We start from the raw sequence: 20343 nt of genomic DNA on the forward strand, positions 1-20343 counted from the left end.
GTTAACGGAGGGTTATGCCTCGCTGCGGGCGGGGTTAAATAGCCCGCAGCGAGGGATGAAACCGCGGCGCTAGAGAATATAGCGCGACAGGTCTTCGTCCACGGCAAGCTCGCCGAGCTGGGCGTTGACGTAGTCGGCGTCGATCGTAAGCGGGCTTTTCATGTCGCCGCCCTTGAACGAGGCTTCTTCCAGCAGACGCTCAAGCACCGTGTGCAACCGGCGGGCGCCGATGTTTTCGGTGCCGTCGTTGACCTGCCACGAAATCTCGGCGATGCGCTCGATGCCATCCGGGGTGAAGTCGACCTCCAGCCCTTCGGTGGCCAGCAGCGCCTTGTACTGCGTGGTGAGTGAGGCCGCCGGTTCGGTCAGAATGCGCTTGAAATCCTCGGGCGTGAGGGCATCGAGTTCCACGCGGATCGGCAGGCGGCCCTGAAGTTCGGGGATCAGGTCCGACGGGCGCGACAGGTGGAACGCGCCGGAGGCGATGAACAGGATATGGTCGGTCTTGACCATACCGTGCTTGGTCGAAACGGTGGAACCTTCGATCAGCGGCAGCAGGTCGCGCTGCACGCCCTCGCGGGAGACGTCGCCGCCGCTGGACTGGCCGCTGCCCTTGGCGACCTTATCAATCTCGTCGAGAAACACGATACCGTGCTGCTCGACGGCCTCGATGGCGCGGGACTTGATGTCGTCTTCATTGACCAGCTTGCCGGCTTCTTCGTCGCGCAGCAGGCCAAAGGCGTCCTTGATCGTCACCCGGCGGGTTTCGCGCTTTTGCTGACCCATGTTGGAGAACATGCTCTGCAGCTGGCTGGTCATTTCTTCCATGCCCGGCGGGGTCATGAGATCGACGTTCTGCCCTTGGGCGCTGAGCTCGATGTCGATTTCCTTGTCGTCGAGCTGGCCTTCGCGCAGCTTCTTGCGGAACGTCTGGCGCGTGCCGCTATCTTCCTGGGGCTTGTCTTCCTGGCCCCGGGGCGGCGGCAGCAGCGCATCAAGAATGCGGTCTTCGGCGGCGTCTTCGGCGCGGTTGCCGACTTCTTCCTTGGCCTGCTCGCGGACCATCTTGATCGAGGATTCCATCAGATCGCGGATGATCGATTCCACGTCACGGCCGACGTAGCCCACCTCGGTGAACTTGGTCGCTTCAATCTTGATGAACGGCGCCCGAGCGAGCTTGGCCAGACGCCGGGCAATTTCGGTCTTGCCTACGCCGGTAGGGCCGATCATGAGGATGTTCTTGGGCGTGACTTCCGGACGCAGGTCGTCATCCAGCTGCATGCGGCGCCAGCGGTTGCGTAGCGCAATCGCTACGGAGCGCTTGGCGTCTTTCTGCCCGATGATGTATTGATCCAGCGCGTGGACGATCTCGCGGGGTGTCATCTGAGTCATGGCTTAAAGCTCTTCCATAGTGACGTGGTGGTTGGTGAACACGCAGATGTCACCGGCGATAGACAGCGACTTCTCGGTGATCTCACGCGCGGAGAGGTCGGTGTTTTCCAACAGCGCCCGGGCGCTGGCTTCGGCGAAGTTGCCGCCGGAGCCGATGGCAATGACGCCGTGCTCGGGCTCCACCACGTCGCCGTTGCCGGTAATGATTAGCGACGCAGTGTGGTCGGCCACGACCAGCAGCGCTTCAAGGCGGCGCAGAGCCCGGTCGGTGCGCCAGTCTTTGGCCAGCTCCACGGCGGCCTTGGTCAAATGCCCCTGGTACTTTTCCAGCTGGGATTCAAAGCGCTCGAACAGCGTGAAAGCATCGGCGGTGCCGCCGGCAAAGCCCGCCAGCACCTTGCCGCGATAAAGGCGGCGCACCTTGCTGGCGTTGCCTTTCATCACGGTGTTGCCAAGCGATACCTGGCCGTCGCCGGCCAGGGCAACCTGATCACCGCGACGCACGGATACGATAGTGGTCATGGAGGTAACTCCTTGTGGGAGGCAGGCTCCCGGTGACTGTCGATGCCGCCAGGCGACATCCGAAATAAAGCGCGTCACCTCAAAATGCGGGCGGGGGCGGAAAAATCAACCACCCGCCGGCGCGGCGTCTGCCCGGGGGCAAGCAAATGCTAGTCCTGCAGCTGGATCAACAGCGGCTCGATACCCTGGGTGTTCATCAGGTCCTGGGCGCGGTTGAGCTCACGGGTATCTTCGTAGGGGCCGACCTGTACGCGGTGCCAGGTGACGCCGCTGGCCTTGACCTCGCTGATCTTGGCCAGAAGGCTCAGGTTCTGCAGGCGGGAACTCAGCTTTTTAGCGTCAGCTATCTCGCGGAAAGACGCGGCCTGGAGCATGTAGCGGCCGGGCTCGGTGGTCGTGTGCGGGACGTTGGACTTTTCCTCATCGGAGCGGCTTTTAGCGGCGATAACTTGAGCGATGGGATCTTCGCTAGTGCCGCTGTCGTTGTCGTCGGAGGATGACGGGCTGGGGGGCGTCACGCTTGACGGCACTGCACCGCCGGGGGCGATGACCTCGGTTTCGGGCAGCAGCGTGTAGAACTCAAACGTTGGCATGCCGTTGTCGCTTTCATCTTCATCCCCGGTTCCGGCAGACGTGCCTGAGTCATCGCCGCTGTTGGCGTCGTCTCCGGGCGTGACATTGGCTTGGGGCGGTGCGGTGTTTTGCCAAGGCGCGGTGCCGTGTTGGTGCTGGGCGAGGAAAAAACCTGCCACCAGCCCCAAAAGCCCCCATAGCCAACCAGGCAGACGAAACCGGCCCTTCGCCTTCGCCGACTTTTTGCGCTGGCTGGTGGCGCCGCGGCTTGTAGGCTTTTTGCGCTGGGTGGCCATGGGTTACATCTCCTCCGGTGCGCTGACGCCCATCAGGTCGAGGCCGTTACGCAGGGTTTGGCGCGTGGCCAGTCCCAGCGCCAGCCGGGCGTTGCGCGTGGCGTCGTCGTCGACCATCACCTTGACGGCGTTGTAGCAGGTGTGGAAGTCCCCGGCGAGATCGAGCAAATATTGGGCGATTTGCTGGGGTTCGCGGTTTTTGGCGGCGTTTTCCACCGTCTCGGGGTAGCGTGCCAGGCGGTTGAGCACGGCTTTTTCCTGATCGCTGTCGAGCAGCGCCAGATTGGCCAGCGCCAGCGCGTGGTCGAACGGCTGATCGTTGGCTTCAACGCGGCGCAGCATGCTGCAGACCCGCGCGTGGGCGTACTGAATGTAGTACACCGGGTTGTCGTTAGACTGCGAGCGCGCCAGGTCGATATCAAAGGTCAGCTGGGAATCGGCGCGGCGCGCGGCGAGGAAAAATCGCGTGGCGTCGCGGCCGACTTCGTCGATCAGGTCGCGAATGGTGACGTAGCTGCCGGCGCGCTTGGAAAGCTTCACTTCAACGCCGGAGCGCGTGACCATCACCATCTGGTGCAGCACGTAGTCGGGGAAGCTCTGGGGAATGCCGGTTTCCAGCGCCTGCAGCCCGGCGCGCACGCGGGTGACGGTAGAGTGGTGGTCGGCGCCCTGTTCGTTGATCACGGTGGTAAAGCCGCGCTGCCACTTGTCCAAGTGGTAGGCCACGTCGGGCAGGAAGTAGGTATAGCCGCCGTCCTGCTTGCGCATGACGCGATCCTTGTCGTCGCCAAAATCCGTCGTGCGCAGCCATATGGCGCCGTCTTCTTCGTAGGTATGGCCGTTGTTGATCAGCGCCTCGACGGTGGCCTCGACCTTGCCGTCGTCGTACAGCGAGGATTCGAGGAAGTAGACGTCAAACGCTACGCCAAAGGCCTTGAGGTCGAGATCCTGCTCGCGGCGCAGCCACGCCACGGCGAAGTCCTGAATCGCGCTGAGGTCGTCGGGGTCGGCGCTGGCGGTCACTTCGCGGTCGTCGGCGACCACGGTGCGCCCGGCCAGATAATCATTGGCGACGTCGACGATGTAGCCGCCGCGGTAGCCGTTTTCGGGCCAGCTGGCGTCTTCGGGGCCAAGGTCTTTGGCGCGCGCCTGCACCGAGCGGGCGAGGTTTTGAATCTGCGCGCCGGCGTCGTTGTAGTAGAACTCGCGGGTGACGTCGAAGCCGGTGGCTTCCAGCAGCCGGCACAGGCAGTCGCCAATCGCCGCGCCACGGCCGTGGCCGACGTGCAGCGGGCCGGTGGGGTTGGCGGAGACAAACTCGACCTGCACCTTGGCGCCCTGGCCGATCAGGCTGCGGCCGAAGGTGTCGCCGGCGTCGAGTACCTGGGCGACAACCTGCGCGGCGGCGTCGGTGGCGGCAAAGAAGTTGATAAAGCCGGGGCCGGCGATCTCGGTGTTGTGCACCGCGTCGCTTGCGGGCAGCGCCTGGGTGATCGCTTCGGCCAGCTCGCGGGGCTTCATGCCGGCGGGCTTGGCCAGCATCAGCGCAAGGTTGGTGGCGTAGTCGCCGTGGGCCTTATCTTTGGTGGGGTCAACCTTGATCGTGGGCTGCAGGTCGTCGGGCAGCACGCCCTGGTGCTTGAGTGCGCTGATGGCGCTTTCGAGCAGAGAAATAATCGTGTCTTTCATGTGAGTATCCGGGTACGTCGGTGGCGGCGTGCGCGAGCGCCTGTACAGGGCGCGCAGCGTTACGCTGAGCGATTGAAGCAAAGGCGCTTATTATCAGCCTTTAGCGGTGAGTTTCAAAGTGGCATCTAGGATAGCGTTTGCGGGTCGATATCCAGCGACCAGCGCACGCGGCGCGCATCAGGGCTGGCTTCCAGCCACTGGGCCAGAAAGCTCGCGGCGGCGTGCAGGCGGCTGCGCTTGTCGGCGCTCAGCATCAGGTGCAGGTGGTAGCGGTTCTGGCGCCGCTCCATGGGTGCCGGCACCGGCCCTAAACATTGCGCGGGGGTGGCCGTCTGGGTCAGCCACTCGCGCAGCGCGCTGGCGGCACTCTGGGCAAGGGCGGTGGCGGCGTCAACGCGGGGGCTTTCCACGCGTAAAAGCGCCATAAAGCCAAACGGCGGCAATCGCGCGATGCGCCGCTCTTCCAGCAGGTCGCGTGCCAGCGCGGCGTAGCCGTGTTCAGCCAGCTGGCCCAGCTGGGGGTCGTCGGGGTGCAGGGTTTGTACCAGCACGCGGCCGGGGTCGGCGGCGCGTCCGGCGCGCCCGGCCACCTGTTCCAGCAGCTGGGCGTTGTGCTCCAGCGCGCGGAAATCCGCGGCGTAGAGCCCGCCGTCGGCGTTGACCACCACCACCAGCGTGACGTGGGGTAAATGGTGCCCCTTGGCGAGCATCTGGGTGCCCACCAGCAGGCAGGGCCCGCCGCGCTGAATTTCCTTGAGCGCCTGCTCGAAGCTGTCTTTTCTGCGCGTGCTGTCGCGGTCGATGCGGTGAATCCGGGTATCGGGGAACAGCGTTTGCAGGGTTTCTTCGCTGCGCTCGGTGCCGCTGCCCAGCGCGCGCAAGTCGCCGCTGTGGCACTCGGGGCAGGCATCGGGCAGGGCGCGACGGCTGTCGCAGTGGTGGCAGGCCAGCAGCGGCGGGGCGCGGTGCAGCGTCATGCGCGCGTCGCACTGGCCGCACTCGGCCATCCAGCCGCAGGCGTGGCAGGCAAGCGTGGGGGCAAAGCCGCGGCGGTTGATAAACACCAGCACCTGTTTGCCGGCCTCGAGCGTGGCCTTGACGGCGGTGAGCGCATCGGGCAACAGCCCGCCCTGACGGCGGCGGTGGCGTAGATCCAAAAGCTCCAGCTTGGCCGGCGGGTGGCGGCTGGCGCGCTGGGTCAGGCGCAGGTGGCGGTAGTGCCCGTTAAGCGCCTGATGCAGGCTTTCCAGCGACGGCGTGGCGCTGCCCAGCACCACCGGAATGCCGTGGTAGTGGGCGCGCGCAATTGCCAGATCACGGGCGTGATAGCGCAGCCCGTCCTGCTGTTTATAGGAGCCGTCGTGCTCCTCATCGACGATGATCGCGCCGGGCCTGGCCAGCGGGATGAACACCGCCGAGCGGGTGCCGATGATGACCCGCGCCCGCCCGCTGGCGGCGGCCTCCCAGACGTCGAGACGTTCGGCGTCGGTGAGCCCTGAATGCAGCGCCAGAACCGGGGCGTTAAAACGCTGGCGAAAGCGCGCCAGCGTCTGCGGAGTAAGGCCGATCTCGGGCACCAGCACCAGCGCCTGCTGGCCTTTGGCGACCACGGCTTCAATCAGCTGTAAATAGACCTCGGTTTTGCCGCTGCCGGTGACGCCTTCGAGCAGGCAGGGGTGAAAGTGCGTGAGCTTTTCGTGCAGCGCGGCCAGCGCTTCGGCCTGTTCGCGGTTGAGCGGCAGCGCCGGAGTGGCCAGCAGCGAGCCGCCCGTGGGCTCGGCGGCGATTTCTACCTCGCGGCGTTCAATCAACTGTTTGTGCAGCAAGCGGTTGAGCACGTCGTGGGTGAGGCCGTGGGCGGTGATCGCGCGGGTGGCCAAGCCGTGCGGGTGTTGGCCCAGCAGCGCCCACAGCTCGGCCTGGCGCTTGGCGCGGCCGAAATCCGGCGCTTCCGGCGCCTCGGGGTGGCGGCGCCACAGCGTGTGGGTGCGCCCGGCCATGGGGTGACCCTGACGCAGCCGCGCGGGCAGGGCGTTGTGCAGCGTATCGCCCAGGCTGTGCTGATAGTAGCGCGCGGTAAAGCGGCACAGCCACAGCCAGTCGGCCGGCAGCGGCGCGTCGTCAAGCGCTTTGCTCACCGCGCGCAGCTTGTGGCGGGGCAACTCGCTGTGTTCGCTAAGCTCGACCACCACGCCCACCACCTCGCGGTGGCCAAACGGCACGTGCACGCGCAGCCCCGGCTGCCAGCCACAGGCGGGCGCCTGGCGGGTGGGCAGGTAGTCAAACAGCCGGCGCAGCGGCGAGGGCAACGCCACGCGCAAGATGGATGCAGGCGAAAATTCGCGGGTGGGCAATTGGCCTCCGGTGTCAAGTTTGCTAGAATGCGCGACCGCTTTGCGCCACGCTCGGCCATGCTATATGGCTAGCGCGGGGCGTCAACGGCTAACCGGTTTAGCACGTTTTCCAACCCGTATGCGGTACCTGGCAGGTGATCAGGTGGCGGCATACAGCTTTGTGAGGTTCGAGATGAGACAAGGTATCCACCCGAAATACAACACGGTCACTGCCACCTGTTCCTGCGGCGAGAGCTTTGCCGTTGGCACCACGTCGGGCCATGACTTCTCGCTGGACGTTTGCTCCAACTGCCACCCGTTCTACACCGGCAAGCAGAAGCAAGCGACCACCGGCGGCCGCGTAGAGCGCTTCAACAAGCGTTTCGGCGCCGCAATGAAGCGCGGTTAATAGCCCGCTGGCTATGCCGGGCACGTTGCCCGGCGGCAGAAAATCCACGCCCAGGCGTGGGTTTTTTTATGCCTGAAACAACGTTCAGGCGCTGCGGTGGCTGCCGTTTTCTGTTGGTGGTTTGACTTTGTCACGTGACAGAATACACTTTCTGTATGATTAAATCCTTCGCTGATAAACGCACTCAAGCGCTTTACGCTGACGGGCACGCAAGGAAATTCCCTGCGGATGTGGTCTCCAGGGCAGCGAGAAAGCTTGAGTACGTGAATCTGGCCGAGCAGCTGGAGGACTTGAAGGTGCCGCCCGGCAATCGTCTTCATCCACTTTCTGGCAACAGGCAAGGGCAGCACGCTATTTCAATCAATGATCAGTGGCGTATCTGTTTTCGCTTTGAAGATGGCGACGCGCACGAGGTCGAGGTGTGTGACTACCACTGAGAGAGGTAATAACCATGGCCATTGCTAATACTGCCGGTATGCAGCGCAAGCCCACTCATCCTGGTGAAATGTTGAGAGAAGATTTTTTACCGGACTATGACCTGACGGTTGCAGGGCTGGCTAAGTCTCTGAGGGTCTCGCGTCAGTCGGTTAATGAACTGTTGCGTGAGCGCCGTGCCCTTAGCCCTGAAATGGCGCTTCGGCTGGGCCGTTTGTTTGGTAATTCGCCGGAGTTTTGGCTGAATACACAGCGTGCCGTTGACCTGTGGGCGGCAGCTCAGTCAATCAGCGGTGAAGTTCAGCGGATCAAGCCGTTACACGCTGCATAAGCCGCTTCTTATCGGGTGCCAGGCCCACGCCCCGGCGTGGGGTTTTTTATGCCCAATGAATACGCGGCCACGGCGTGATATAATTTGTGGAATTATTTTCCATAAAATAGCGCTGCGGGCGCCGCACTCGCTGCTTTTAATCGGTTTAAAGAGCTGGAATAAGGCGTTTTTGCCGCTAAAAGTCGTTAAAATCTACATAAAAAGACTGAAATGAGCTTTACGTCAAAGCGCGATCAAGGCGCTTGAGGCGTCTCGGGTTTTTCTATATTCTGGAAAGCCTTCCCATTTTTCAACGCTGAACTGGACTCTGACCATGACGGATGCATTTAAGCAGGCTGCTTTGGATTATCATGCCAAACCGATCCCCGGCAAGCTCTCGGTAGAACTCACCAAACCGACCGCTACCGCACGCGATCTGGCGCTGGCTTATAGCCCGGGCGTGGCAGAACCTGTGCGTGAAATCGCCAAAGATGTAGAAAACGCTTACCGCTATACCGGCAAGGGCAACCTGGTGGCGGTTATTTCCAACGGCACCGCGATTCTCGGCCTGGGTAATCTCGGCGCACTGGCGAGCAAGCCGGTCATGGAAGGCAAGGGCGTGCTGTTCAAGCGCTTTGCCGGCGTCAATTCGGTGGACATTGAGGTCGATACCGAAGACGCGCAGACGTTCATCGATACCGTGGCCAACATTGCTGATACCTGGGGCGGCATCAACCTGGAAGACATCAAGGCGCCGGAGTGCTTCGAGATCGAGCGCGAGCTGATCAAGCGCTGCAACATCCCGGTCTTCCACGATGACCAGCACGGCACCGCGATTGTGACGGCTGCCGGCATGCTCAACGCGCTGAACATTGCCAACAAGCCCATCGAAGATGCCCGCGTGGTTTGCCTGGGTGCCGGTTCCGCGGCGATTGCCTGCATGAACCTGCTGATTTCCTGCGGCGCACGCCGGGAAAACATCTTCATGCTCGACCGCAAGGGCGTTATCCACAGCGGCCGTGACGATCTCAACGAGTACAAGGCGCTGTTTGCCACCGAGACCGACAAGCGCACACTCGACGACGCTATCGACGGCGCCGACGTCTTTGTCGGCCTGTCGGGCCCCAACCTGCTGTCCAAAGAGCAGCTGAGCAAAATGGCTGATACCCCGGTGGTGTTTGCCTGCTCCAACCCGGATCCCGAGATTAATCCGCACGACGCGCGCGAAGCACGTCCGGATGTGATCATGGCAACGGGCCGCTCTGACTACCCCAACCAGGTCAACAACGTGCTGGGCTTCCCGTTCATCTTCCGCGGGGCGCTGGACGTGCGCGCCACGGCGATCAACGAGGAAATGAAGGTCGCGGCGGTTCACGCCATTGCCGATCTGGCCCGCGAGCCGGTGCCTCAGGAAGTGCTCGACGCCTACGAGCGTGACGAAATGAGCTTCGGCAGTGAGTACATCATCCCCACGCCGGTGGATATCCGCCTGCTGGATCGCGTGTCGGCGGCCGTTGCCCGTGCCGCGGTGGATTCCGGTGTAGCGCGCAAGCCGTACCCCGCGCACTACCCGCTGAAGTCCATTGGTGACGTTTACGGCGAGTAAACGCACGCCGTTCCGGCACGCAACTGCCTGACGCCAGCGCCCGCTTACTGCGGGCGCTGGCGTTTTTGTCTCGTACCTGCGGTGCCGTGGTTGAACGGATACGTGAGCCCGCCTTATTCATCAGGACGCCGAACGAGCGTTTTACGTCCCGTGGTGACCGGGACCGACCGGCTTTTATGTCATACGGTCGCTGAGTAGCCGATTAGCACATAGCTTTATCGTATCAATGCCGTGATATTTATAACTGAAGTTCATTGGTTTCGAGTGACGGCGCAGCCGTGGTCGTCGGCCTCCATAGTGGCCGTTTTGTCTGCTGGAAAAGGCTGAGTAATGCGACGTGTCAGGTCAATGCCGTCAGCCGCGGCAACCCTTTCAGTAAAGATGGCCACCATTTATCGGCGGCATCGCCGAGGTGCACGGTGATGCGCCGGGCGTGCACTGTCAGCGTGGCGGCCACCTTAAGCACCTGCTCGCGCATCCGCTTCAGGCTCCAGCCCTGCCGGGTCTGTCGTTCCAACAGGCAACGCAGCCCGTGTAGCACCTGATAAGCGCAGAGAGTCAGCAGCAGGTTTACCTCGTTGCGGGCCATGACGTCCTGGACGGTGGAGACACCGCGATCAGTCGAGGAGAGATGCAGGTCGAGCGCCGACTTCACCTCGCCCATGTGGGCTTCGGCGCTGCCGCGCTTGCGATAAAGCGCCAGGACCTTTTCCGGCGGCCAGTTGAACTTGCCGAGGTTGGTGACCAAAAAGAAGGCATGCAGCAGCAGATCATCGGGCCGCTCTTGTACCACCAGCACCACGCGCCGCGGCGCCGGCCAGGTACCGGCTTGGTACGCCAGGTCATGGCACCATTCCCGAGGTTGCTCGGGGGGCCGGCCGCGTGGCCGCTTCAGATGTGGCGCTGCCAGTGTCTGCAGGCCCGTATGACTGCGCAACCGGCCCAGATACTCGATGTCGCGATCTTCCAGCGCCTCAAGCGTGTCGTTGTCGGTGAAACCCGCGTCGATGCGTACCTTGACCTTGGCCCCGGTGCTCTCGTTGAGTCGCCGCACCAGATGTGGGATCCAGGTATCGGCATTCTCGGCTGGGCCGGCGTTACCTTCACGCAGCAGACCGCCCACCATGTCGCCGGTCTCTGCCAGCGAGGCCACCAAAGGCGAGTAGATTCTGGCCCCGTAAAGTCCATGAAACGCCGAACCGCCCTGGTGGCCGTGGACGTCGATCGGCAAGCCGTCGATGTCCAGCGTCAGATGCTCGGGGCGTTCGCCGCCGTCCAGCGAGGTCAGTCGCCAGACCGCCAGCCGCAGCAGGCCCTCATGCACGGTATCGATATTGTCGTCGCGGCCCAGGCACGTCAGCAGCCGCGACAGCGTCGCTTGAGATGGCCGGTCCTGAGCCAACGGCGTTGTCCCGCGGGCATCACTGCAGGCTAGCTGCCAGAGCGGGTCACGGCGGAGCGTGTCGGTATCGCTGAGGTCGATCCAGCCCATCGAACGCTGCAGCACCAGGGTACGCAGCTGGCTGGCTAACGAGTGGCGGACGCGATCCGGGTCGCGATGATCGACCAGATGGTCGTCCAGCGCATCGATCATGCCGCTGTTGTCGAGGGCTTCACGCAACAGCAAAGCACCGCTGTCGCTGGTGGTGCGATGGCCGCTGAGCTCGACGCGGATGGACCCGTTGCATGACGGGGTCCAGGGGGATAGGCTTTCACCCATGGCGAGTGGTCCTCTTGAGTCAAGTTCGGTTAGGAACATATTGATTCTACAAGAGAAACTGCTCGCCATCTTCTTTTCTGTCTCAGCCCGGTGAATAAGGCGGGGTTAACGCATGGCTTAGCGAACGGGCGCGCTGTGCAGGCGCGTGAGCCCTTCCTGCGCGGTAGAGGCCACCAGCCGGCCGTCGCGGCGGTAAATATGCCCCTGGGCCAGCCCGCGTGCGTTGCCCGCCCACGGTGATTCGATAACGTACAGCAGCCAGTCGTCCAGGCGGGCGTCATCGTGGAGCCAGAGGGCGTGATCGAGGCTGGCGATCTGCAGCCGGGGATCGGTGAAGGCAACGCCGTGGGGCACCAGCGCGGTGGTCAACAGATTGAAGTCCGAGGCATACGACAAAAGATGACGGTGCAGCGCCGGCGCGTCTGGCAGGGTGCCGTCAAAACGGAACCACAAACAGCGCCTGGCGGGCTGGTTGTCGTCCGCTTGCTGGGGCAGCAAAAGGAAGCGGCTGGGGTGACCTTTGGTGTGTGCATGCCGGGCCGCGCCGTTTTTTTCCAACAGCACTTCGGGGCTGGGCACATCGGGCATCGGCGCTTGATGATGCAGCGGGCTTTGTTCGGCTATCTGAAACGATGCGCTGCAGAAAAAAATCGGCCGGCCTTTTTGAATGGCGGTGACGCGGCGGGTGGTAAAGCTGCCGCCGTCGCGTACTTTGTCCACCTGATACACCACCGGTCGATGCGGGTCGCCCGGGCGCAAAAAATAGCCGTGCTGGGAATGCGGGCGGCGATCCTCGGGGACGGTGTTGGTGGCCGCGGCAAGTGCCTGGCCGAGTACCTGGCCGCCGTACAGTTGGGGCAGGCCCAGGTCCTGGCTCTGGCCGCGAAACAGCGTGTCTTCCAGCGGCTCAAGGTCAAGCAGCGCCACCAGCCGGCCGAGGGCATCGTTACCGGTCATGGGCTCATCGTTCATGCATCAACTCCTTGCGCTATCATACGGACGTTTGGTCATTTTAACGGAGTTTACGCGCCATGCGCAGCGATGAATATTATATGCACCGCGCTCTGGATCAGGCGCATTTGGCCTTTACCGCCGGCGAAGTGCCGGTGGGAGCGGTGGTGGTGGGTGCCGCGGGCGAGGTGATTGCCGCGGCGCATAACGCGCCGGTGGTCGAGCATGATCCCTGCGCTCACGCCGAGGTGCAGGCGCTGCGCGCAGCAGGGCGCGCATTGGGCAATTATCGGCTTGATGGCTGCACGCTGTATGTGACGCTTGAACCTTGCATGATGTGCTTGGGTGCTGCGGTAAACGCGCGCCTTGAGCGCGTGGTGTACGGTACCGCCGAGCCGCGCACCGGCATGCTGGAGTCCAAGGCCAACCTGCTGGCTCAGCCGTGGTTCAACCATCGGGTGGCGGTCACCTCCGGCGTGCTGGCGCCGGCCTCCAAGCGCCTGCTAAAGGCGTTTTTTGCCGCGCGACGTGACGCCTCAGACGTCTGAGACGCCGGCAATATCGGCATTCTCGATGCGGTTTCTGCCCTGCTGCTTGGCCCGGTAAAGGGCTTCGTCGGCCGCCTGCATCAGCCGTGGCAAGTCAAGAGGGCCGGTGGTGTGGGTGACCAGCCCGGCGCTCAAGCTGACGCTGTTGCCGTCGGCATGGCGCAGGGCGCGTTGATACACGCGCTGGCGCAGCGTTTCGGCCACGTGTCGTGCACGGGTCTGGCCTGCGCCGGGTATGCAGCCAATGAATTCCTCGCCGCCGTAACGGGCAAAAAAACCGTCGTGTTCTGCCATGACGGCCTGGCCAATGCCGGCAATGGCTTCCAGATAGTGATCGCCCACCAAATGCCCGAGCTGGTCGTTGACCCGCTTGAAATAATCAATGTCGCACAGGACCAGACTTAAAGGCCGCGTGTTGCGCTGAGCTTCCACCAGTTCCAGAAAGTAGCGCCGGTTGGCAATGCCGGTGAGTTCGTCGTGACGGGCCAGCCATTCAATTTCATGCTGCAGGCGGCGGCGTTCCTCAATTTCGGTTTTCAGCAGTGCGTTGCTGTTCCTGAACGCGAGATTTTGCTCGTCCAGGCGCTTGAAGGTGTAGAGCACCATATACAGCAGGTAAGCCAGCATCAGCCCGATGGTCAGGCTGATGGCGGGTAATCGGGAAAGCTTTGCCAGCAGGTAGTCGCGGCGCGGTCTTTGCACCACGTCGAGCATCTGGCCGGAAAGATCCAGCCGATAGTGGTGTGCCCAGGGGCCCTGGCGGCGGGTATTGCCGAAGCGGGCGAGTATGCGGCCGTTGGCGTGCCAGCTTAAGAGCGCGGTGTCGGGGTCGAGGGCGTCAAAGAGCGTATCGGCGAGCAGCGGCAGGCTAATGGCCATGGCGGCGGCGCCGACGGGCCTTTCAGCCGCGTTGTAGACGGGCAGGTAGTAGATGATGCCCGGTCCGCCCTGTAGCAGTTCGATGATGTCGGTGCTGGTTTGGCGTTTGCCGGCCAGCGCCTGTTCCAGAGCATGGGTGCTTTGCGTTTGCACCTCGTACAGGCGCTGGCCCAGTACGTCACGATTCAGCTGGTTGCGGGGGTATACATAGGCAATCAGGCTGTCTGGCCTGACAAAGGCGATATTGAGCAGGTAGCGGAAGTCGCCGTCGTGCAGGCGCGCTGCCTGGCTGCGCCACTGCTCATCAGTGGGCGGGGTGTTTAATAGCTGCCAGGAATGCGCAAACCGGCGCATGGCTTCAAGGTGGCCTTGAATATCATCAGACAGCCGGGCTGCAAGGCGTGCGCCGTCGTTCTGCGTGGCGTCATACAGCGTGGTTTCGCTGTGGCGGTGCTGATACTGCCACAGCGCCAGCGTGACCAGCATCAAGGCGCCGGCGGGCAACAACGAGCGATTAAGCCGAGTCTGGCCTTGCCACCAGGAGCGGGCCAGCAACAGCTGGGCAAGCACTAGCGCGGCAAGCGCGAGCAGGGCAAAGCCGTCGATGTGGGATACCAGTAGCAGCGGTATAGTCGGCGCAGGCAGTAATGCCGCCAGCAGCTGCGCGACGAGCAGCAGGGCCGCGCCGATGAGCAGCACCGGGGCGCCCAGATAGGCGCGTTGCCGCAGCAGCAGGATAAGCGCGAGCAGCATCAGCGTGAGCGTTGCCAGAAGCGGTGGTCGCCAGCTGGACAGCGACGCGCTGGGCGTCAGCGCCTGAGCACCCGCGAGCCACTGACGGGTGGTCACCAGCGTTTCAGGTGTGACGTAGCTTAAAAAGCCGGGGAGCAGTGCGGCAAGCGTCAGCCCCGCTAATGCCCGCGCCGTTTTTGTCGCCTCGCAACGCATGGCCCATTGGGCCAGCGCAATACCTGCCAGCGCCGCAGTGGTGAGGTCGGCACCCGGCGTCAGGCCAATAATGGCAACGCAGAGGGCTAGGCCAAGCGACCCGACAAGACCGGCAAGCGGTGGCGGCATGATGTTCCCTCATCAGTTAAGCGGCGGTACCAGATCAAACGGCAGCAGCGAATCGCCCGGTGGCTCGTTTGTGTCCAGCTGAAAAAACTGCTGACGACTGCGTTCGACGTATTTGAGCATCTCATAGTAGCGGCGGATGTTGCGCACATAGATCACCGGCTCGCCGCCGCGCGCGTAACCGTAGCGGGTTTTTTCGTGCCATTCGCTCTGCTGCAAAAGCGGCAGCGCGCGGCGCACGTCGCGCCAGCTGTCAGGGTCGCCGTCGCGCATCCGGACAATATCGCGGGCGTCGTAAAGGTGCCCAAGGCCCACGTTATAGGAAGCAAGCGCCATAAACAGGCGGTCGCTGCCGGTAATGCTCTCGGGCAGGCGCTCCTCAAGGTTGCGCAGGTAGCGGGAGCCGCCGTCGATGCTTTGCGCGGGGTTGCGGCGGTTGGTGACGCCCACTTCTTTGGCCGTGGGTAAGGTCAGCATCATCAGCCCGCGTACCCCGGTGGGCGACACGGCTGCGGGGTCCCAGTGCGATTCCTGATAGCCCACTGCGGCCAGCAGCTGCCAGTCAAAGCCGGTCTGGCGTGCGGCTTCCTGAAAAAGCGGCGTATAGCGTGGCAGCCGCGAATCCAGCTGCGTTAGAAACGTGCGCGTGCCGACGTATTCCAGATAATCATCGTGACCGAAATAGCGCTCCTCCAGCCGGGCCAGTTCGCCGCTTTCCTGCAGGCCGCGGAGAAAGCGGTTGGCCTGCTGTAAAAAGCCGAGGCTTTGTCGGGCGGGCACCGCCCAGGCCATCGAGCTGGGTTTGCCTAATAGAAACCCGCGCTCGACGTTTTTGAAAAACAGCCGGTTGACGCGAAATTGGTGCGCGAAGATGACCGCCGCATCCAGGCTGTCGTTTTCCACCTGTGCCAGCAGGTCAGCGACTTCGAGCTCGCCGGACTCTTTCCAGCCAAGCTCGGGGTAGGTTTTTTGCAGCTCGCGCAGGCTGGCCGCCGTGCCGGCATCTTCGGCACCGCGCAGGGTGCCTATCTCAAGCCCTGCCAGGTCCTCCGGGCCGTTGATGCCGTTGAGCCCGCGGCGATACACCAGCAGCGGCTGCATCTCAAGGATCGGGCGGGTAAAGCTGATGCCGGGGGTGTCCGGCGTGAGGACCAGCCCCGCCGCGCCCAGATCGCCGCGCTCACGCACGGCGGGCAGTACGCTGTCCAGATGATGGTCGGCCTCGAGGTTGAGGCTAACGCCGAGGTGGTCGGCAAAGCGGCGCAGCAGTTCGTATTCAAACCCGGTGGGGCCGCGCCGCCCCTGATAATAGATCGTGGGTGAAGAACGCGTATGCACGGTCAAAAAGCCGCGCTGCTGTATGGTGCTCAGCTGCGCGCCCGGGGGCACCAGAGAAAACGTCGGCAGCATCACCAGCAGCGCAACGGCCACGCAGGCGAAAAAGCCGCCGGCGCGGGCGGAAAAATGTGGGCGAACCAGCGTCAGCATGGGGCGTTGTGGGCATTAAGCATGGCCTAACGATACTCAGCTGCGGGCGAGCTGTCATCCGGCTGATTTCGTGTGGCCGGCGCTTTCCCGTATCATGGCGGAAATTGCCGCGTTGCGGCCTGCTCGAATTTCCCTGCTCTAGAGGCTTCTGGATATGCTCGAACTGCGAGGCGCTCCCGCCCTTTCTGCCTTCCGCCATGCGCGTCTGTTAGAGGTGCTGCGTGAGCATGTTGCCGAGGTCAAGACGCTGACCGCCGACTACGTTCACTTTGTCGACGTGCACGTTAATGACTCGCGCGAGGCGCTGACGCCCGCGGCTCACGAGCGCCTCGCGTCGCTGCTGGACTATGGCAATCAGGCCGCAGAGACAGCGGCCGCGCCGGAAGGTGCCCAGCGCTTTCTGGTGGTGCCGCGTCTGGGCACCCAGTCGCCGTGGTCGTCCAAGGCGACCGATATCGCCCACGGCTGCGGGCTGGCCGACGTGGCGCGCATTGAGCGCGGCGTCGACTACCGCGTGACGTTCAGCTCGCCGCCGGATGAAGACGCGTTCAATACGCTGACCGCGCTGCTGCACGACCGCATGGTGGAAACCGTGCTGTTTGATGCCTCGGACGCCGTCAAGCTGTTTACCCGTCGCGAGCCGGCATCGCTGGCCAGCGTAGACGTGCTCGGCGGCGGCCGCGAGGCGCTGGCAACGGCCAACCGCGAGCTGGGGCTGGCGCTTGCCGACGACGAAGTGGACTACCTGGTGGACGCGTTTGGCGAACTCGAGCGCAACCCCACCGACGTCGAGCTGATGATGTTTGCCCAGGCCAACTCCGAGCATTGCCGGCACAAGATCTTCAACGCCGACTGGACCATCGACGGCGTGGCGCAGCCGCACACGCTGTTCAAGATGATCAAGAACACCTTTGCCAGCTCGCCGGATAACGTCCTCTCGGCCTATAGCGACAACGCCGCGGTCATCAAGGGCTCCCAGGCAGGGCGCTTTTTCCCCACGCCGCTGACCGGTGCCGGCGATGAAACCGCGCGCTACGCCGCGCATCAGGAACCCATCCACATCCTGATGAAGGTGGAAACCCACAATCACCCCACGGCCATTGCGCCGTATCCCGGGGCGGCCACCGGCGCCGGCGGCGAGATTCGCGATGAAGGCGCCACCGGCATTGGCGGCAAGCCCAAGGCGGGGCTGTCGGGTTTCAGCGTCTCCAACCTGCGCATTCCCGAATTTGTTCAGCCGTGGGAAACCTTTGACTACGGCAAGCCCGAGCGCATGCAGTCGGCACTGCAGATCATGCTCGACGGCCCCATCGGCGGCGCGGCGTTCAACAACGAGTTTGGCCGGCCCAATCTGACCGGCTATTTCCGTACCTACGAGCAGGACGTGCTCAGCGACGACGGCATCGAGCGGCGCGGGTTCCACAAGCCGATCATGCTTGCCGGCGGCTACGGCAACATCCGCGCCCACCACGTGCAAAAGGGCGAAATCCCCGTCGGCGGCAAGCTCATCGTCATGGGCGGGCCGGCCATGCTGATCGGTTTGGGCGGCGGTGCGGCCTCGAGCATGGCGTCGGGTCTTTCCAGCGCCGATCTGGACTTTGCCTCGGTGCAGCGCGAAAACCCCGAAATTGAACGCCGCGCCCAGGAAGTGCTCGACCGCTGCTGGGCGCTGGGCGATCAAAACCCCCTGCGCTTTCTTCACGACGTGGGCGCCGGCGGGCTGTCCAACGCCTTGCCCGAGCTGGTGAAAGACGCCGGCCGCGGCGGGCGCTTTGCGCTGCGCGACGTGCCCAATGCCGAGCCGGGCATGAGCCCGCTGGAAATCTGGTGCAACGAGTCGCAGGAGCGCTACGTGCTTGCGGTCGCCGCCGAAGACCTGGACACCTTCGAGGCGCTGTGTCGGCGCGAACGCTGCCCCTACGCCGTGGTCGGCGAGGCGCTGGAAGAGCATCACCTTGAGGTCAGCGATGGCCACTTTGACAGCCGGCCGATCGACCTGCCGATGAGCGTGCTGTTTGGCAAGCCGCCGAAGATGCAGCGCGAATTCAACCGCCACACGCCGTCGCTGTCGGGCATGATGCTCGATAACCTCGACCTGCGCGAAGCGCTCGATCGCGTGCTGCGCCTGCCGGCGGTGGCCTCCAAAAGCTTTTTGATCACCATTGGCGACCGCTCGATCACCGGCCAGGTGGCCCGTGACCAGATGGTCGGCCCGTGGCAGGTGCCGGTGGCCGACGCCGCCGTGACCACGGCGAGCTTTGACACCCACGCCGGTGAAGCCATGGCCGTGGGCGAGCGCCCGCCGGTGGCGCTGATTGACCCCGCCGCCAGCGCACGACTGGCCGTGGCCGAAGCGATTACCAACCTGGCCTGCGCGCCGATTGCCCGGCTGTCTGACATCAAGCTGTCGGCCAACTGGATGAGCGCTGCCGACTACCCGGGCGAAAATCAGGCGCTTTACGATGCCGTTCATGCCGTGGGCCTGGAGCTGTGCCCGGCGCTGGGGATCGCCATTCCCGTGGGCAAGGACTCGATGTCCATGCGCACCGCCTGGCAGGAAACCGATGATAACGGCGAGACCCGCGACAAAAGCGTGACCTCGCCGCTGTCGCTGGCGATCACGGGCTTTGCGCCGGTGACCGACGCGCTGGCCACGCTGACCCCGCAGATCAACCTCGATCAGGACGAATCCGACCTGATCCTTATCGACCTGGGCGACGGGCAAAACCGCCTCGGCGGCTCGGCGCTGGCGCAGGTATACGGCCAGCTGGGCAACGACTGTCCCGACGTTGACGACGCCGAAGACATCAAGGCGTTTTTCGAGGTGATTCAGGGGCTCAACCGCGACGGCAAGCTGCTGGCCTACCACGACCGCAGCGACGGCGGGCTGATCGTCACGCTGCTGGAAATGGCCTTTGCCGCCCACGCCGGGCTCGAGATCAAACTCGACTGGCTGGTCGATCAGCCGGTCGACGCGGTCAACGCGCTGTTTACCGAAGAGCTCGGCGCGGTGATTCAGGTCAGCCGCGAGCACACCGCCGAAGTGCTGACCCAGTTCGCCATGGCCGGGATTGAAACCTGCGGCGTTATCGCCCGTCCGCGCTACGACGATCAGGTGCGGGTCACGCTGTTTGAAGAGCCGCTGCTGGAAACCACCCGCCAGCGCACCCAGCGCACCTGGGCCGAAACCAGCTACCGCCTGCAGGCGCTGCGCGATAACCCCGAGTGCGCCAAGAACGAGTTTGATAACCTGCTCGACGCCCGCGATCCGGGGCTGTCCGCCGCGCCGTCGTTCGACGTCGACGAAGACATTACCGCGCCGTTTATCAACCTCGCCAAGCCCGCCGTGGCGGTGCTGCGCGAGCAGGGCGTCAACGGTCAGGTAGAAATGGCCTGGGCCTTTGACAAGGCCGGCTTTGACGCCGTTGACGTGCATATGAGCGATATTCTTGAAGGCCGTGTGACACTTGATGAGTTCAAGGGGCTGGCGGCCTGCGGCGGCTTCTCTTACGGCGACGTGCTGGGCGCCGGCGGTGGCTGGGCGAAGTCGATTCTGTTCAATTCGCGCGCCCACGAGCAGTTTGCCGATTTCTTCCAGCGCGACGACACCTTTTCACTGGGGGTGTGCAACGGCTGCCAGATGCTCTCGCAGCTGAAAACGCTGATTCCCGGCGCGGAAAGCTGGCCGGGCTTTGTGCGCAATGAATCCGAGCAGTTTGAAGCTCGGGTGGCCATGGTGCGGGTCGAAGACACGTCATCCATACTGCTCAACGGCATGGAAGGTTCCATGCTTCCCATTGCCGTGGCTCACGGCGAAGGCCGCGCGCAGTTTGACGACAGCGCGCACCTGCGTCAGATGCAGTCCGGCGGGCAAATTGCGCTGCGCTACGTCGACCACTACGGGCAGGTCACCACGCGCTATCCGGCCAACCCCAACGGCTCGGCCTCGGGCGTGACGGGCCTGACCACGCCGGACGGGCGCGCCACCATCATGATGCCGCACCCCGAACGCGTGGCACGCGCCATCACCAACTCCTGGCGCCCGCCGGAATGGCGCGAAGACGGCGCCTGGCTGCGGATGTTCCGCAATGCTCGAGTGTGGTTGGGCTAAGCCTCTG

General features: G+C 63.7%; 15 protein-coding genes. 6 read left to right on the top strand and 9 right to left on the bottom strand.

Features of this window, described 5'->3' with window-relative positions:
* Positions 1-69: 69 nt before the first annotated feature.
* From hslU to B5495_RS11420, 5 genes are all read right to left on the bottom strand, one after another.
* A complete protein-coding gene (hslU, locus tag B5495_RS11400) occupies positions 70-1392 on the bottom strand; it encodes an ATP-dependent protease ATPase subunit HslU (RefSeq protein WP_079553845.1) in 1323 nt (440 codons plus the stop codon).
* A 3-nt stretch (positions 1393-1395) separates the two neighbouring features.
* Positions 1396-1914 (bottom strand): ATP-dependent protease subunit HslV, encoded by a 519-nt coding sequence (gene hslV, locus B5495_RS11405; RefSeq protein WP_079553847.1) that lies wholly within the window; start codon positions 1912-1914, stop codon positions 1396-1398.
* A 149-nt stretch (positions 1915-2063) separates the two neighbouring features.
* Complete coding sequence (locus B5495_RS11410) at positions 2064-2783, bottom strand: SPOR domain-containing protein (RefSeq protein ID WP_079553848.1); 720 nt, start codon at positions 2781-2783, stop codon at positions 2064-2066.
* Between the two features lie 3 nt (positions 2784-2786).
* Entirely contained in the window at positions 2787-4472 is a 1686-nt protein-coding gene (argS, locus tag B5495_RS11415; protein ID WP_079553850.1) for an arginine--tRNA ligase, read from the bottom strand.
* Positions 4473-4597: 125 nt separating this feature from the next.
* Positions 4598-6826: a primosomal protein N' gene (locus B5495_RS11420; RefSeq protein ID WP_079553852.1), complete on the bottom strand. Its 2229-nt coding sequence runs from the start codon at positions 6824-6826 to the stop codon at positions 4598-4600.
* Positions 6827-6998: 172 nt separating this feature from the next.
* Between B5495_RS11420 and rpmE the strand changes: the two genes are divergently transcribed.
* The 4 genes from rpmE (at position 6999) to B5495_RS11440 (ending at position 9565) form a co-directional block, all read left to right on the top strand.
* Positions 6999-7214, top strand: coding sequence for a 50S ribosomal protein L31 (rpmE, locus tag B5495_RS11425; RefSeq protein WP_079555058.1), 216 nt, complete (start codon positions 6999-7001; stop codon positions 7212-7214).
* A gap of 155 nt (positions 7215-7369) precedes the next feature.
* The gene (locus tag B5495_RS11430; RefSeq protein WP_079553854.1) at positions 7370-7651 is read left to right on the top strand and encodes a type II toxin-antitoxin system RelE/ParE family toxin; all 282 of its coding nucleotides are present in this window, start codon (positions 7370-7372) and stop codon (positions 7649-7651) included.
* Positions 7652-7665: 14 nt separating this feature from the next.
* Positions 7666-7980 (top strand): HigA family addiction module antitoxin, encoded by a 315-nt coding sequence (locus B5495_RS11435; RefSeq protein ID WP_079553856.1) that lies wholly within the window; start codon positions 7666-7668, stop codon positions 7978-7980.
* Between the two features lie 313 nt (positions 7981-8293).
* Complete coding sequence (locus B5495_RS11440) at positions 8294-9565, top strand: malic enzyme-like NAD(P)-binding protein (protein ID WP_079553857.1); 1272 nt, start codon at positions 8294-8296, stop codon at positions 9563-9565.
* 340 nt (positions 9566-9905) lie between these two features.
* Here the strand turns inward: B5495_RS11440 and B5495_RS11445 are convergent, their stop codons facing one another.
* Together B5495_RS11445 and B5495_RS11450 are read right to left on the bottom strand one after the other, a co-directional pair.
* Complete coding sequence (locus B5495_RS11445) at positions 9906-11324, bottom strand: IS1380 family transposase (protein ID WP_079550240.1); 1419 nt, start codon at positions 11322-11324, stop codon at positions 9906-9908.
* Positions 11325-11402: 78 nt separating this feature from the next.
* Complete coding sequence (locus tag B5495_RS11450; protein WP_231897181.1) at positions 11403-12257, bottom strand: acyl-CoA thioesterase; 855 nt, start codon at positions 12255-12257, stop codon at positions 11403-11405.
* A gap of 59 nt (positions 12258-12316) precedes the next feature.
* On the opposite strand from B5495_RS11450, the gene tadA reads away from it, so the two are divergent.
* Positions 12317-12784, top strand: a complete 468-nt coding sequence (gene tadA, locus B5495_RS11455) for a tRNA adenosine(34) deaminase TadA (protein ID WP_079553859.1) — start codon at positions 12317-12319, stop codon at positions 12782-12784.
* Here tadA and B5495_RS11460 read toward each other — a convergent pair.
* Both B5495_RS11460 and mltF read right to left on the bottom strand, forming a co-directional pair.
* Positions 12773-14740, bottom strand: coding sequence for a sensor domain-containing diguanylate cyclase (locus B5495_RS11460; RefSeq protein ID WP_079553861.1), 1968 nt, complete (start codon positions 14738-14740; stop codon positions 12773-12775). The genes tadA and B5495_RS11460 overlap by 12 nt on opposite strands.
* A 12-nt stretch (positions 14741-14752) precedes the next feature.
* Positions 14753-16225: a membrane-bound lytic murein transglycosylase MltF gene (gene mltF / locus B5495_RS11465; protein ID WP_079553862.1), complete on the bottom strand. Its 1473-nt coding sequence runs from the start codon at positions 16223-16225 to the stop codon at positions 14753-14755.
* Positions 16226-16379: 154 nt separating this feature from the next.
* On the opposite strand from mltF, the gene purL reads away from it, so the two are divergent.
* Entirely contained in the window at positions 16380-20336 is a 3957-nt protein-coding gene (gene purL / locus B5495_RS11470) for a phosphoribosylformylglycinamidine synthase (RefSeq protein WP_079553864.1), read from the top strand.
* Positions 20337-20343: the final 7 nt, after the last annotated feature.

This window comes from Vreelandella subglaciescola (assembly GCF_900142895.1).
GTDB lineage: Bacteria > Pseudomonadota > Gammaproteobacteria > Pseudomonadales > Halomonadaceae > Vreelandella > Vreelandella subglaciescola.

Coding starts and splice junctions, on each gene's coding strand:
- B5495_RS11410 (WP_079553848.1), bottom strand. CDS start 2,783: ATGGCCACCCAGCGCAAAAAGCCTACAAGCCGCGGCGCCACCAGCCAG.
- B5495_RS11430 (WP_079553854.1), top strand. CDS start 7,370: ATGATTAAATCCTTCGCTGATAAACGCACTCAAGCGCTTTACGCTGAC.
- purL (WP_079553864.1), top strand. CDS start 16,380: ATGCTCGAACTGCGAGGCGCTCCCGCCCTTTCTGCCTTCCGCCATGCG.
- argS (WP_079553850.1), bottom strand. CDS start 4,472: ATGAAAGACACGATTATTTCTCTGCTCGAAAGCGCCATCAGCGCACTC.
- rpmE (WP_079555058.1), top strand. CDS start 6,999: ATGAGACAAGGTATCCACCCGAAATACAACACGGTCACTGCCACCTGT.
- hslU (WP_079553845.1), bottom strand. CDS start 1,392: ATGACTCAGATGACACCCCGCGAGATCGTCCACGCGCTGGATCAATAC.
- B5495_RS11460 (WP_079553861.1), bottom strand. CDS start 14,740: ATGCCGCCACCGCTTGCCGGTCTTGTCGGGTCGCTTGGCCTAGCCCTC.
- B5495_RS11445 (WP_079550240.1), bottom strand. CDS start 11,324: ATGTTCCTAACCGAACTTGACTCAAGAGGACCACTCGCCATGGGTGAA.
- B5495_RS11435 (WP_079553856.1), top strand. CDS start 7,666: ATGGCCATTGCTAATACTGCCGGTATGCAGCGCAAGCCCACTCATCCT.
- tadA (WP_079553859.1), top strand. CDS start 12,317: ATGCGCAGCGATGAATATTATATGCACCGCGCTCTGGATCAGGCGCAT.
- hslV (WP_079553847.1), bottom strand. CDS start 1,914: ATGACCACTATCGTATCCGTGCGTCGCGGTGATCAGGTTGCCCTGGCC.
- B5495_RS11440 (WP_079553857.1), top strand. CDS start 8,294: ATGACGGATGCATTTAAGCAGGCTGCTTTGGATTATCATGCCAAACCG.
- mltF (WP_079553862.1), bottom strand. CDS start 16,225: ATGCTGACGCTGGTTCGCCCACATTTTTCCGCCCGCGCCGGCGGCTTT.
- B5495_RS11450 (WP_231897181.1), bottom strand. CDS start 12,257: ATGAACGATGAGCCCATGACCGGTAACGATGCCCTCGGCCGGCTGGTG.